The sequence below is a fragment of the Bombilactobacillus bombi genome (genome assembly GCF_003522965.1).
Taxonomy (GTDB): Bacteria; Bacillota; Bacilli; order Lactobacillales; family Lactobacillaceae; genus Bombilactobacillus; species Bombilactobacillus bombi.
Genome location: NZ_CP031513.1, coordinates 612,697 through 626,639 on the forward strand (window position 1 = coordinate 612,697; position 13,943 = coordinate 626,639).

The 13,943-nt window shown below is 33.9% G+C and carries 12 protein-coding genes; 9 read left to right on the top strand and 3 right to left on the bottom strand.

All coding sequences use genetic code 11. The features are described from left to right. The first annotated feature begins 55 nt into the window (after window positions 1–55). Window positions 56–1,183, top strand: coding sequence for a THUMP domain-containing class I SAM-dependent RNA methyltransferase (locus DS830_RS03235; RefSeq protein ID WP_118908230.1), 1,128 nt, complete (start codon window positions 56–58; stop codon window positions 1,181–1,183). On the opposite strand, the gene DS830_RS03240 is transcribed toward DS830_RS03235, so the two are convergent. Next, window positions 1,171–2,094 carry a magnesium transporter CorA family protein gene (locus DS830_RS03240; RefSeq protein WP_162887494.1) on the bottom strand — a complete coding sequence of 308 codons (924 nt, stop codon included), beginning with the start codon at window positions 2,092–2,094 and terminating at the stop codon, window positions 1,171–1,173. The two genes, DS830_RS03235 and DS830_RS03240, sit on opposite strands and share 13 nt — an antisense overlap. 168 nt (window positions 2,095–2,262) lie before the next feature. Here DS830_RS03240 and DS830_RS03245 point away from each other — a divergent pair, with 168 nt between their 5' ends. Genes DS830_RS03245 through DS830_RS03275 form a run of 7 tightly spaced genes read left to right on the top strand, consistent with a single transcriptional unit; the run spans window position 2,263 to window position 9,713 of the window. Then, window positions 2,263–2,658, top strand: coding sequence for an EbsA family protein (locus DS830_RS03245; protein ID WP_276103705.1), 396 nt, complete (start codon window positions 2,263–2,265; stop codon window positions 2,656–2,658). Beyond that, entirely contained in the window at window positions 2,642–4,321 is a 1,680-nt protein-coding gene (locus tag DS830_RS03250) for a formate--tetrahydrofolate ligase (RefSeq protein ID WP_118908233.1), read from the top strand. The genes DS830_RS03245 and DS830_RS03250 overlap by 17 nt, the downstream gene beginning before the upstream one ends. Before the next feature lie 5 nt (window positions 4,322–4,326). Next, window positions 4,327–4,785, top strand: coding sequence for a signal peptidase II (lspA, locus tag DS830_RS03255; RefSeq protein ID WP_118908234.1), 459 nt, complete (start codon window positions 4,327–4,329; stop codon window positions 4,783–4,785). Between the two features lie 14 nt (window positions 4,786–4,799). Beyond that, window positions 4,800–5,714: an RluA family pseudouridine synthase gene (locus DS830_RS03260; RefSeq protein WP_118908235.1), complete on the top strand. Its 915-nt coding sequence runs from the start codon at window positions 4,800–4,802 to the stop codon at window positions 5,712–5,714. Beyond that, complete coding sequence (gene pyrR, locus DS830_RS03265) at window positions 5,714–6,238, top strand: bifunctional pyr operon transcriptional regulator/uracil phosphoribosyltransferase PyrR (RefSeq protein ID WP_118908236.1); 525 nt, start codon at window positions 5,714–5,716, stop codon at window positions 6,236–6,238. Before DS830_RS03260 ends, pyrR begins: the two co-directional genes overlap by 1 nt. A gap of 5 nt (window positions 6,239–6,243) precedes the next feature. Beyond that, window positions 6,244–7,323: a carbamoyl phosphate synthase small subunit gene (locus DS830_RS03270; protein ID WP_118908237.1), complete on the top strand. Its 1,080-nt coding sequence runs from the start codon at window positions 6,244–6,246 to the stop codon at window positions 7,321–7,323. After that, complete coding sequence (locus DS830_RS03275) at window positions 7,320–9,713, top strand: ATP-binding protein (RefSeq protein WP_118908238.1); 2,394 nt, start codon at window positions 7,320–7,322, stop codon at window positions 9,711–9,713. Before DS830_RS03270 ends, DS830_RS03275 begins: the two co-directional genes overlap by 4 nt. Here the strand turns inward: DS830_RS03275 and DS830_RS03280 are convergent, their stop codons facing one another. Next, window positions 9,714–11,435, bottom strand: coding sequence for an Rqc2 family fibronectin-binding protein (locus tag DS830_RS03280; protein WP_118908239.1), 1,722 nt, complete (start codon window positions 11,433–11,435; stop codon window positions 9,714–9,716). Between the two features lie 159 nt (window positions 11,436–11,594). On the opposite strand from DS830_RS03280, the gene DS830_RS03285 reads away from it, so the two are divergent. After that, complete coding sequence (locus DS830_RS03285; RefSeq protein WP_118908240.1) at window positions 11,595–12,461, top strand: DegV family protein; 867 nt, start codon at window positions 11,595–11,597, stop codon at window positions 12,459–12,461. Between the two features lie 45 nt (window positions 12,462–12,506). Here DS830_RS03285 and DS830_RS03290 read toward each other — a convergent pair whose 3' ends face one another. Then, window positions 12,507–13,910 (bottom strand): MFS transporter, encoded by a 1,404-nt coding sequence (locus DS830_RS03290; RefSeq protein ID WP_420836985.1) that lies wholly within the window; start codon window positions 13,908–13,910, stop codon window positions 12,507–12,509. Between the last annotated feature and the right edge of the window lie 33 nt (window positions 13,911–13,943).

Genomic DNA, 13,943 nt, shown 5'->3' on the forward strand with positions numbered 1-13,943 from the left:
AAGCCAAAGGGTGGACAACTATGTCCGCCCTTTTTATATATAGAAGGAGAAAATTATGAAATTATTAGCAACTATGGCTAGTGGATTTGAGGCTATTACGAAAAAGGAATTGCAGGATTTAGGCTATCAAGTCCAATTAGAAAATGGTAAGGCCTACTTTGAAGGCGAATTAGCTGATATTGTTAATACTAATTTATGGTTACGCAGTGCGGATCGCATTAAAATTGTTTTAAAAGAATTTACAGCAACAACTTTTGATGAGTTATTTGAAAATGTTAAATCTGTTAGTTGGGACAATTGGTTACCATTAGATGCTGCTTTTCCAGTTAAGGGACGCAGTGTTCGCTCACAATTACACTCAGAACCCGATATTCAATCACTAACCAAAAAGGCAATTGTTGATAAGATGACCACAGTTTATCATCGCCATGGTTGGCTGCCTGAAAGTGGCCCCACCTTTCAAATCGAAATCAGATTAGTAAAAGATCATGCTGAATTAACATTAGACACCACAGGTGAATCACTGTTTAAAAGAGGCTATCGGCAAGAACATGGTGGAGCTCCTTTAAAAGAAAACTTTGCAGCAGCACTCGTTTTACTAACACCTTGGCGCGCTAATGATCCTTTTTGTGACCCAACTACTGGTTCTGGAACTATTGCAATTGAAGCTGCTTTAATTGGTCGCAATATTGCACCAGGTTTACAGCGACATTTTGCGTTTGAAAAATTCCCCTGGTTTGATTCCAATTTGCTAACTAATGCGCAAGAACAAGCCCGCACGCAAATTCTTCCTAGCGGTGATTTGCAGATTCAGGCTAGTGATATTGACGGATCAATGATTGATATTGCAAAATTAAATGCTCATCAAGCGGGTGTTTTGCATGATATCAGTTTTAAACAAGTTGCTGTAAAAGACCTTAATATTACGACTGATAATGGAATATTAATTGCTAATCCACCTTATGGCAAACGAATGCAAGACCAAAAGCAAGCTCGTAATCTTTACCAACAAATGGGCGATAACTTTTCACAATTAACTACCTGGAGTAAGTACTATTTGTCAAGTGATCTAGAATTTGAAAAGTACTATGGCACAAAGGCTACTAAACGACGTAAATTGTATAATGGCGCCTTAAGGACTGACTTTTTCCAATATTGGGGACATCCAACTTATAAAAAATGACGGCGAATCATATCAATAATTAAAATAGCCGTTAAAGCAATCGTGATAATAAGGGCGTACAACCAAGCCCATTTACCATCAGCTAATGGTAAATGCATATTCATACCGTAAAACCCAACTACAATCGTAGGAATGGTTAAAATGAGAGAATAAACTGTTAAATAACGCATTACATCATTGGTATCATTATTTAAGATATTATTATATGTTCCCGACAACTGTTGGACGATGTCATTTATTAATTGAAAATCTTTCAAAGCTTGATTGGATTCGATACGGGCTGATTCTAATTGTTGACGCAAATTATGATCCATTTTTAATTTGTTGTTAGGCATTTTAAAAAAGGCGCGAATTTGTCCGACTAAGTTTTCGTTGCCTGAAGTTGCTGTTAAACCGAAAGTAATCTTTGATTGAAGTTCGGCTAAAGTTTTAATCGTTGCTGCTCTTTTGGAACGTTTATGAAATGCAACTTCAATTTTTTCTTGCTGATCATAAAAATGTTTGACAATATCTAAGAATTCATCAGAAATCCGATGAATAAGATAGGCAAATAATTGAAAAGCAACATGTGATAGTTGTTGATCTTGATTAAAAAATTTAACAATATAACCCATAATATGTTGGCTATATTTATTAGTAAAGCAAATAATATTTTGATCATTGACAATAATAGTTACAGATTGGACCATTTTGGCAAGATCATCTTTAAAAGACGGAATACTAATGACCATTAAATAACTATCAGTTGCCTCAGTGTAACTTATGCGGGGACGCTCAAACTTGTCTAACGCATAATTAATCGTTTCTCGAGTAATTTTATAATCCTTAATTAAACGATTTTGTTCCTCAGCAGTGATGTCATTGGCATTAATAACGGCTAAGTTGGTTTTAAGTGCGTACTCTTTTATCATAACTAAATCTCCATTTGCAAGTTGTTTATAATAAATAATCATAACTTTAAAACTGGTATTTGTCATGGATTCTTCAATGGAAATAAATTCACTCTTTACCAATGGCAATTAATTTTGTGATAAAATCAAGCTATTGAAATTAGTAAATGGGGTGAAATCATTCAAAGAATTCACTATCAACTAGCCAACCAACTGGGAATTATTGCTTGGTGCTGGATTTTAAGTGTTCTTTTGTTAGGCGGAATCGTTCTTTTTGAGAGTCAGTGGAATAATTATTGGGGCTGGGGATTAATAGTTTTAGCTGTTATAATTATACTTTTACAAATTCAACGGCATACCCTAATAATTGATAGTCATCAACAATCTTTAACGATTCACGGATTAATTAATACCAACCAGCATCATTTTAATTTTGCACAAATCAAAAATGTCAAATTCCAAAGACATCAATGTGTTTTTATTTTTCAAGATAAAAGTTATTTTCCCTTACAGTTATGGGTAAGTAAAAAGGGTATTAAACAATTAAAAAAATTAAATTTAGGAAGTGATGCTTGTGAAAACTGATATTCAAATTGCACAAGAAAATGAAAGTAAAGATATTCAACCAATAACTAAAGTGGCTGCTAAACTAGGATTAGAATCAGCAGACTTAGAATTATATGGCAATTACAAGGCTAAAATTAATCCTGCAGTAGTTGAAAAGTCAAAAAAGCAATCCATGGGTAAATTAATTTTAGTAACGGCGATGAACCCAACTCCTGCAGGTGAAGGTAAATCCACAGTTATGATTGGTTTGGCTGATGCATTGCAACAATTACAACAAAAAACAGTCGTAGCAATGCGGGAACCATCTTTAGGACCAGTAATGGGAATTAAAGGCGGAGCTGCTGGTGGCGGTTATGCGCAAGTTGTGCCTATGGAAGATATTAATTTGCATTTTACAGGCGATATGCACGCTTTAACTGCTGCAATTAATACTCTTTCAGCTTTGATTGATAACCACATTCAACATGGTAATCAGCTGCAACTTGATCCACGACGCATTACTTGGAAGCGAGCTTTAGATGTTAATGATCGGGCTTTGCGTAATGTAGTTATTGGCTTAGGTGGTCCTACTTCTGGAGTGGTGCGAGAAGATCATTTTCAAATTACAGTTGCTTCGGAAATGATGGCAGTTTTATGTCTAGCACAAAATCGTTCTGATTTAAAACAAAAAATTGGTCAAATTTTGATTGGCTATACTTATGACCAACAACCTGTATTTGTTAAAGATTTACATGCCGAAGGTGCTTTGACTTTACTTTTAAAAGATGCTATTAAGCCTAATTTGGTACAAACTCTCGAACACACACCAGTAATTATGCATGGTGGACCTTTTGCGAATATTGCCCATGGGTGCAACAGCATTATTGCTACTAATTTGGCTTTACATTTAGGTGATTTTGCTTTAACAGAAGCAGGATTTGGTGCTGATTTGGGAGCTGAAAAATTTTTAGATATTGTTTCGCCCAAATTAGATAAAAAACCAGATGCTGCAGTAATTGTTGCTACTATTAGGTCGCTTAAATATAATGGTGGCTTATCGTTAGATGAAATTCAAAAACCTAATTTAACAGCTTTAAAGGCTGGGTTTGCTAATTTAAAACGTCATATCTTAAACATGAAGCAATACGGGTTACCTGTATTAGTAGCAATTAATCGTTTTAGCAATGATACAGATGACGAAGTTAAATTGTTACAACAACTATGTCAAGAATTAGATGCAGCGGCTTATCCTGTAACGGTTCATCAAGATGGTGGTCAAGGTGCATTGGAATTAGCTCAGGCAATTGTTGACTTACCTAAAGCTACTGCATATCAAAGACTTTATGACGATAATGAATCCATTTCTACCAAAATCACACATGTTGCTCATGATATTTATGGGGCACAGCAAGTTGTTTTCAGTACAGCTGCCTTACGTCAATTAAAATCAATTGAACAACATGGCTGGGATAAAATGCCAATTTGTATTGCTAAGACCCAATATTCTTTTAGTGATGACCCACATCAATTAGGTGCGCCAACAGATTTTGATTTACATGTTCAATCAATTGTTCCTAATCTAGGAGCGGGATTTTTAGTAGTCTTAACAGGTAATATTTTAACAATGCCTGGATTACCTACCAAACCAGCTGCTTTAAATATGGATATTAATGACCAAGATCAAATTACAGGACTATTTTAATCACTATGGCATGGATTAGTCTTTTAATTATTATTTTAGGTGTGGGGTTGGATCAAATTATTAAGCAGTGGGCAATTATAGCTTTACCAGCTGGAAAAGAGTCTGTAATTGTTCCTAATTTTCTAGCTTTAACGCGATTAAATAACCATGGCGCCGCTTATAATATTTTGTCAGGTCAACGAGGAATTTTCTTAGTTATTACTGTAATAGCATTAGCAATTTTGATTTATTTGTTCTTTAAATTTAAAAATCGTTCTCATTGGTTAACAATTAGTATCGCATTTTTATTGGCAGGGACTATCGGTAATGCCTGTGATCGTTTATTTCGGGGTTATGTGGTTGACATGATTTATTTAAATGTTTTTAATTTACCATTTTTAAACTTTGTTTGTAATATTGCCGATATTTTAATTACAATAGGCGTTATATTATTGCTAATTTATGTTTTTAAAACTGATGAGTAAAGAGGAGAAAGACAATTACTACTTTTGCTTTTAAAAATAATGAAAATTCAGATCGACTTGATAAAATAATCTTGAAGTTTCATCCTGAATATACCCGTGCTCAAATTCAAAAATGGATTAAAGCTAATCAAGTGTGTGTTAATCAGCAAATTATCAATAAAACTGGTTATCGTATTTTAACTAATGATTTAATTGAAGTTACAGTAACAAAACGCGAACCATTACATGCAACTGCACAAAAGTTGCCTTTAAATATTATTTATGAAGATGATGATGTATTAGTAGTTAACAAACCGCAAGGGATGGTCGTTCATCCCTCGGCAGGGCATCCAGATGGGACTTTAGTTAATGCAATTTTGTATCATACACAGATACAGAGTAAGGATATAATTCGACCAGGCATTGTTCATCGGATTGATAAAGATACATCCGGTTTATTAATGATTGCTAAATCAGAATTAGCCCAAGAATCACTGAGTGCACAAATTAAAGCTAAAACCAATTTACGTGATTATTTAGCAATCGTGCATAATCCTTTTGAGGAAAAGGAGGGCACTATTGAAGCTCCGATTGGTCGTGATCCCAACGAACGTAAACGCCAAGCTGTGATTGCCACTGGAAAAAGTGCAATTACTCACTTTCAAGTACAGGAAAATTTTACCAAGTTTGCTTTAGTCAAATGTCGTTTAGAAACTGGACGGACTCATCAAATTCGGGTACATTTACAATATATCGGTCATCCTGTTGCTGGAGATCCCTTATACGGTCCTCGACACACTTTGGCTGGAGCAGGGCAGTTCTTACATGCGCAAACATTAGGTTTTCGCCATCCACGCACTGGACAATGGTTAGAATTTCATGTCGACCCACCACAAATATTTCAAACAACCCTAAATAATTTACGGACTAATGAGAAAGGAAACTTGTAATGAACAAGGAAATTGTTGACGATAAAACAATGAAGCGGACATTAACCCGCATTACTTACGAGATTATTGAAAAAAATAAAGGTAACCAGAATTTAGTCTTAATTGGAATAAAAACAAGAGGAGCTTATTTAGCTAAAAGAATTAAATCTCGACTTTATCAACTAGAAGATATTGATGTACCTCAATTTGATCTGGATGTTACTAATTTTAGAGATGATCACCCTGTCGAAAAGCAAGCCGAAAACCCCCAGTTTAAGGCAGTCGATGTTAATGGCAAACATATTGTTTTAGTGGATGATGTACTGTACACCGGCAGAACTATTCGGGCAGCTTTGGACGCTATTATGAGTATTGGCCGTCCCAGTAAAATTTCTTTAGCCGTTTTGGTAGATCGAGGCCATCGAGAGTTGCCAATTCGTGCCGATTATGTAGGGAAGAATATTCCTACCTCCCATAAAGAAACCATCAAAGTTTCAATGGCAGAAATTGATGATGAAGATAAAATTGAGATTTTAGCTAACTAATAATTATGAAAAAATATTTAATTTTAGAAGATGGCACCGTTTTTCGTGGTGACAGTGTGGGTGCTACTTCAATATCAACAGGGGAATTAGTGGTTACTAATAATATCAGTGGTTTAGAACAAACTATTACTGACCAGACCTATAATGATCAAATTATAGTTTTTATAGCGCCACTAATTAATACTATTGGAATGAACCGTGATGACTATGAGTCAATTGCTTTAAGTTGTAAGGGTGTAATTTTTAATAGTATCCCAGTCAATCAAATGAACGCAAATAACCCTAGTTCTTTGGCACATTTTTTAGAAAAGCGCCATTTACCTGGTATTACCAATATCAATGTTCAACGCTTGGCAGCTCATATTAAGAAGCATGGTTCTATGAAAGCTAGTATTATGGATACAGATGATGAACATGCGATTGACCAAATTCGAGCACTCGTTATTCCACGTGACCGAGTCAAAACTGTTTCTACCAAGCAACCATATCCTAATCCTAATGTAGGATTTAAAATTGCTGTCATTGATTTAGGATTAAAATTTTCAATTTTGCGCCAATTATCTATTCGAAAATGTGATTCAGTTATTTTGCCCTATAATACTAGTGCAGAAGACATTATGGAATTAGATCCAGATGCTGTTTTATTCACAAGTGGGCCAGGAGATCCACATGAAATCCCGGAAACAATTACAACTTGTCAACAATTAGAAGGTAAAATACCCATTCTGGGTATTGGTTTAGGACATTTGGTGGTGGCCCTTGCAAACGGTGCTGAAATTGAGCGCATGCGTTATGGCCATCACGGCTCTAATGTACCTACTTTAGAAATTGCTACTGAAAATATTGAATTTTCTAATCATAATCATAATTATGCTGTTGCGCATTCTAATATGGCAAGAACTAACTTTTTTATTACTTATCGCTGTGTCAACGATAATGTGATTGAAGGTTTACGCCATCGCAGCGATCCAACGATGACTGTCCAATTTCAACCAGAAGCTGCTCCAGGAACTCATGATGCGTTGTACGTTTTTGATGAATTTATAGAAATGATTAACTCGTTTAAGCAAGGAAAACAACTATGACCAAAAATGTCTTAATAATTGGAACCACCACTGGATTAGTATCTGGCGAAAAACTAGATCAAGAAAAAGCTATTTATGCCACATTGGAAACTTTTCACAAAGAAGGCTATAAAACAGTTTTATTAACAGAAAATCGTGAACTATTTCCGGAATTTCATACTTTGGCTACTCATATAGTATTTAGAGAAATTAATCTTAGTAATTTAAAAACAGTTATTTTACAATATCAAATTGATTTAGTCTTTCCAACATACACAGCCAACAGTAATTTACATCTTTTTCGAAATCTCATCAAACAGGACTTCTTTAAAAAGCATCAAGTGAAATTGCTAAATTTAAATCAACAAAATTTAAATTTAGCAATTAGTCACAAAACGCTTACTAGTTATCTTCAAAATAAAGGATTTAGAATAATTGAACATGAGCTAATTAGTAATCTGGATGAGGCAATGGCTTTTGTAGATAAACACCACTTTCCGGTAATTATCCGGGTAAACAATAAAGAACAAAGGACTTATTGGAATAGTATCAATACTAAAGCTGAACTAGCCAAATTGTTTGCAACTACTACTGCTGTGGAAGGTTATGAAATCGAGCGTAGTATTAATAATTTCAAAGAAGTTACTATGACCTCTATTCGAGATCGTTTTGATAATGCAGCTTTGATCTATTCGTCTGAAGATATTGATCCAATTGGAATCCATTCCAATGACTCTATTAGCGTTACTCCAGTGTTTTCTATTGCTAATTCTATGTTTCAGCGCTTACGTGATGCCATTTTAAAATTAACACGTATACTGAAAATTGTAGGTGTTTGTACTTTTCATCTAGCTGTGGATGAACAAACTAATTCTTTTTATGTATTGGAAATTTCACCTTTATTTCAAAGCAAAATTTTACCAATTATTGCTAGTACTGGGTATCCGTTATTTGAAGTGATTTGTCAAGTCAGTCTAGGTAAAAGATTACAAGAAGTAGTTTCTTTAGATGGTTCCAAATTTAATGCTGCTGTAGAATTGACTCCTAACCATATTACAGCAAGATTTCCCATTTGGCAGACGCACAATTTATCTAAACTCAATAACAATTTGGGACCTCATAAATCTTCTTTAGGAGCCATTATTGTTAATGGAAATAATTTAGAGACTATTATTATGAAGGGATTTCAAATACTTGATTTAACAGATGATATTTTTATTAATCATCCCGATGCTAATTTGAGTGACGAACAAATTGAATCGGCCTTGTTTCATACTAATATTCGCAGAATTATTGCGGTTTGTGAAGCGTTAAATAGAGGATTTGATGTTCACGAAATATACAGTTTCACCAAATATAATCATGTGTTTTTGGAATCTTTAAAACACTTATTGGATCTTGCACGTTTATTAGAATATCAAAAGGGTAATTTAGAAGTTTTATCAACATGTAAGCGTTATGGCTTTTCTGATTTTTTGATTGCTCATTTATGGAAAATTACGACTGAGCAAGTACAAAAAATCACTGCGCAATTAAGTCTGCAGCCAATTGCGCTACCAGCACCGAGTTCCTTTTCACTAGATCAAGGCACTGTAAATAATTACTATACGGTCTTTTTGGATGATCCACTACCGTCATTACCAACTTATCAAATTATCATTAACGACTATCCTAATTCAGATATGATTTCTAATTATGAAATGACGATTTTAGCGCAACAGTTGATTCACCAATTTCAAATGGACGGTTATTTAGTTGCTGTACATGGTAGTTTATTGAGTAAAATTGACTCTAATACGATAAGTGATTATTTTATGGATTCCATATATAACAAGTCATATTTATATAGTGATCAAAATCGATTAAACATCACCATTAATACTCTAGAAAATCAGCATCTCAGTTATCCGTTAGCCATTCATAATTTCAATTACCAGCAAGAAATTTTTAAAAATCAAAATGTAATGACAGAAATTGCTTTTATCCAAGATGCTTCTCAACAATTATGGCTTTCATCGCCGATTACCAACGTTGCCAAACAAAATTCGTCCCAACGTTTTGAAGTCACGTCTGTTCCGGGCAAATTAAGCCCTACATTAGCACACACAGTAATCAATTATGTGCATCAGCATCTTTCTAATTTAAAATTTGGTACTCTAATTATGTCAGATGCAACTGTATCTCAATTTATTCCCGGCTTTACTACTAATGTTGGCATTATCAGCCAAATTAATCCTAATTTCACAGATGTTTTGTGCCATGCGCTCGTGGGTATCGCTACTCCTAAATCTCAAAAAAGTAAAAACTTATTTGGACGCAAGATTAGTTTTAGTCAATTATCCAATGGTTTATATAACACTAAAATACATTACTTTGACTTGCCAGAAGGTTATCGTAAGGCATTTAAATAATTATTTTTGGGGTAAATCCTGCTTAGGTTCGACCATTAATGTTTTTTGGTCGGTGTAAATGACAAATCCTGGCTTGGCACCATTAGGTTTATGCACGTGTTTAACTAGGGTATAATCAACTGGTACTTTAGCTTTATTTTGTCCCGCTTTAGAGTAGAAAGCAGCCAGCTGGGCAGCTTGTTTAATTGTTTCTGGACTTGGTTTAAAATCGGCAATGATAACATGTGAACCAGGCATATTTTTGATATGCAGCCATGTATAGCGTTTATCAGCAAATTTAGTGGTTAAATAATCATTTTGTAGATTATTTTTACCTACATGAATTTGGGTTCCATCAGCAGCAATAAAAGTTTCACCGTGATGAATTTTAGCTGGACGTTTTTTGTTTTGCTGTTTTTGCTTGAGATAACCTTGCTGGCGCAGTTCCACTGTAATATCAGCAATATCTTGGACTTGCGCATATTCTAATTGCGCAAGAATTCCTTCTAAATATTCTTTTTCTTGCTGGGTTAAATTCAATTGTTCTTTTAAATGAGCAATTGAATTTTTTAATTTTTGGTAAGTTTTAAAATATTTTTGTGCGTTTTGAGAGGGGCTTAATTCTGGCTGTAAGGTGATTGCAATTGGTTTGTTGTTATCATAATAATTTTCTAGAGTTATTGATTGAGCACCTTTAGGAACCTGATTCATAAAGGTTGTTAAGAGTTCCCCCCGCAAGCGAGCTTGATCGGCAGATTCAGTTTTTTGTAAATCTTTTTGCAATCTTTTGATTTTAGTCCGATCACGTTTTAAATTACGCTTAATGACTTGCAACAAATTATCCGCCTGCTGGCGTACGCGATCTTTACGTGCCCGATCGTGGTAAAAAGCATCTAACATTAAACTTAAAGTAGTAAATTGTTGGTCTATAAATCCTTGTGCTTGGATAGTTTGATAGGGAATGGGTGTAAAAGTTTGTTGCTGTTGTTTAGTATAAATTGTAGCTTGTGGTTGTTGTAATTGTTTGAACATCTGATTAAAACTTTTTAAAATAGCATCTGCATTTGCTTTAGTTGTTGTCAGCCGAGTAACTAGCTCTTTTGTAGAGTCTTTGCCTAAACCCATAAAATTTTCTTTAATTAAATTGGTAACATCGGCTACATTTTGTTTTACAAGCACATCTTGGTGTGATTTTATAAATTGTTCGCGGGCAAAGGCATCAAATGGATCCTGTAAATTCTGTTGTGGCGGTAATTTGTAAGACACTTGAGGTAACAATTCGCGGTAACGATCTTGATTGGAACTAATGTGCTTGATTGCATCAATAATTTTTTGATCGCTTTGTCGAACCAATACGATATTACTGTGGCGATTCATAATTTCTACATATAAGAATAAGGTCTGTGTATCACCTAATTCGTCACGGTTTTGTAGTTGAAAAACAATCATCCGATCATTTTTGATTTGACTAATATCTTTAATTATTGCTCCAGATAAATGTTTCCGTAATGTCATGACAAAATTACTTGGTTTTGCAGGACTTTGAAACTTCACTTCTGTAATTTGCACACGGGCATAGCTAGGATTGGCAGACAATAAAAGACTATAATTGTGATTAAAAGCACGAACAGTTAATAATAATTCTTGTGCAAATGGTTGCTGAATTTTGGTAATTCTTCCTGAAAGAAGATGCTCTTTCAATTCGAAAACCATCGTGTGTGTAAATATTCCGTCAAATGACATTATAAAAACAACTCCTATTTTATTTTTATTTTAAAAAAAATCAGATTAATACTTAGCTAACATTTTACACCATTCAAGATAATATGATACAATTGGTCGTATTGTAATATTAGTCATCATGCTTTAGCAATGCTAATGAAGAACGGTTGGTGAAAATATATGAAAATTGCTGTAGTAACAGACAGCTCTTCATACCTATCTAAAGAAGAAGCAAAGGAAAACAACATTTATATTATTTCAATACCAGTGATTATTGAAGATCAAGTTTATCATGAAGGTGTAGATATAACTACTAAGGAGTTTTATGAGCGTGTACGCAATCTCAAAGAACTTCCTAAAACTTCACAACCAGAATTTGGTGAATTAAATAAATTGTACGATCAATTGGCTGATAAAGGTTACGATGCTGTTATTTCAATTCATTTAGCATCAACAATCTCTGGATTAATTAATAGTTTAAATGTCTTATCCAAGACTAAGACAAATATTAAAATTATACCATATGATTCGCATATTACGGTGCGTTTAATGGGATATTTGGCGCTGGAAGCAGCACGTATGGCCAATGCAGGTAAAGACCTGGAGACAATTTTAGCGCGCTTAGACGATTTACGGAGTACAATTGATGAAAACATTATTGTCAATGATTTAACTAATTTGGTAAAGGGTGGGCGATTATCTAACGCTTCAGCCGTAATTGGAACTATGCTTAATATTAAACCTTTGTTAACCTTTGATGATCAAACTGATGAAATTGTTGCTTACGAAAAAGTTCGTTCAATTAAAAAGGCTTATCTGAAAAGTGAACAGCGATTTGCGAAAGCTCAAGCAGCAGCAGATTTTCCATATCGTTTAATAGTAATTGACGCAAATGATCAATCAGAAAATGATATTTGGACTGCAGATTTACAGAAAAAATTTCCTAATACAACAATTGAACAAAGTTATTTTGGTCCAGTAATTGGAACGCACTTAGGTGAGAAAGCTGTGGCTTTAGGGTGGATTAAAGATTTTGAAAAAGTTTAAACTAAAAGCGTCTGAAACAATTTTTGTTTCAGACGCTTTTTGATTTTATCGAACTTTATCATCTAAGATATGTTTACCGATTAGAGTTGTACTGAGAGCAATTATAGCTAAAATAATTAAAATTAGAAAATCTAACTGACAGCCTTTGGCTGCTGTTTTAGCTATCATACTGGAATTATGTGCAAGATTTAATTGCTGTGCAGAAACAACAGCTGACATAATTCCAGTACCTAGTGATCCAGCATATTGTTGCAATGTATTAAACAAGGAATTAACATCTGGTTTTTCATTAATTGCAACCAATTTGCTGGCATCCGACATTGTATTGCCATAACCAAAATTAAAGCCACCACGCATAAAACAATAAAAAATCATAATTAGAGTAATTGTAATTTTATGGGTAAGTAACGTAAATAAAATTGCACCAAATAACATCGAAATATTTGAAATAAACAAGGGTAAAAATGAACCCTTACGATCATAAACACTGCCAGCAATCGGTGAAATAATGGCACCTAAAATTGAACCTGGTAATAATATTAAACCTGCAACCATTGAATTGGTTTTTAAAGTTTCTTCAGCTAAAATAGGAATAACAAATGAAATCCCAATATTCATAAACTGTAAAATAAAAAAATTAATTGCTCGTAAACTGACAATCGGATATCGAAGAATTTGAAAATTCAAGAGCTGTCTTTTTCCGTATTTAAGATGATACATAAAAAACAGCATTAAAATAATAGTTATAATAATTCCTACAATGAAATTATTACTAGTAAAACCTTGTTTACCACCTTGATCAATACTGATGATTAAAGTTACCATTAAACCAGCCAAAATTGCTAAACCTAAAAAATCAAATTTTGGATTATCATGACGTGCTTGAAGACTGATGGTTAAACCACCTGTTAACATTACAATCACAATAATAGGTAACACACCAATAAAAATCATTCGCCAAGACATATAGTTATTAATAATCCCGCCATAGGTGGGTCCTAAAGCTGGGGCAAAAGATGTGACCATAGTTGCAAAGCCGGTATAGATTCCTAATTTATTAGTAGGAATTCGTGAAAGAATAATATGAAATAAAGTTGGTGTCGATAAACCAGTTGCAATAGCTTCTAGTAAACGTCCTAACATTAAAATTGAAAAAGTAGATGCTGCAGCACAAATAATTGTTCCAAGTAAACACATAGTAGCAGCAGTTAAAAATATTTTACGCGCATCAAAACGTTTAACTAAATAAGAAGTTGTACTCATTACTATTGTAACTAATAATAAATAACCGGTTGTTACCCATTGCACCGTACTCAAAGTAACTTGGAATTCTTTCATTAAAGTAGGAAAGGTAACATTCATAGATGTTTCAATCAAAATCCCAATAAAGGATAAAAAACCAGTCGCTAAAATTGACAATTTAGTTTTAATTGTAACTGGTTGATCCATAAAATTCATCTCACTTTCTTAATAGACACACCC

What these genes read in the sequence shown, in the direction of transcription:
- pyrR (WP_118908236.1), top strand. Translation starts at nt 5,714, where the DNA reads ATGAACAAGGAAATTGTTGACGATAAAACAATGAAGCGGACATTAACC.
- DS830_RS03280 (WP_118908239.1), bottom strand. Translation starts at nt 11,435, where the DNA reads ATGTCATTTGACGGAATATTTACACACACGATGGTTTTCGAATTGAAA.
- DS830_RS03235 (WP_118908230.1), top strand. Translation starts at nt 56, where the DNA reads ATGAAATTATTAGCAACTATGGCTAGTGGATTTGAGGCTATTACGAAA.
- DS830_RS03290 (WP_420836985.1), bottom strand. Translation starts at nt 13,910, where the DNA reads ATGGATCAACCAGTTACAATTAAAACTAAATTGTCAATTTTAGCGACT.
- DS830_RS03250 (WP_118908233.1), top strand. Translation starts at nt 2,642, where the DNA reads ATGCTTGTGAAAACTGATATTCAAATTGCACAAGAAAATGAAAGTAAA.
- DS830_RS03285 (WP_118908240.1), top strand. Translation starts at nt 11,595, where the DNA reads ATGAAAATTGCTGTAGTAACAGACAGCTCTTCATACCTATCTAAAGAA.
- lspA (WP_118908234.1), top strand. Translation starts at nt 4,327, where the DNA reads ATGGCATGGATTAGTCTTTTAATTATTATTTTAGGTGTGGGGTTGGAT.
- DS830_RS03240 (WP_162887494.1), bottom strand. Translation starts at nt 2,094, where the DNA reads ATGATAAAAGAGTACGCACTTAAAACCAACTTAGCCGTTATTAATGCC.
- DS830_RS03270 (WP_118908237.1), top strand. Translation starts at nt 6,244, where the DNA reads ATGAAAAAATATTTAATTTTAGAAGATGGCACCGTTTTTCGTGGTGAC.
- DS830_RS03275 (WP_118908238.1), top strand. Translation starts at nt 7,320, where the DNA reads ATGACCAAAAATGTCTTAATAATTGGAACCACCACTGGATTAGTATCT.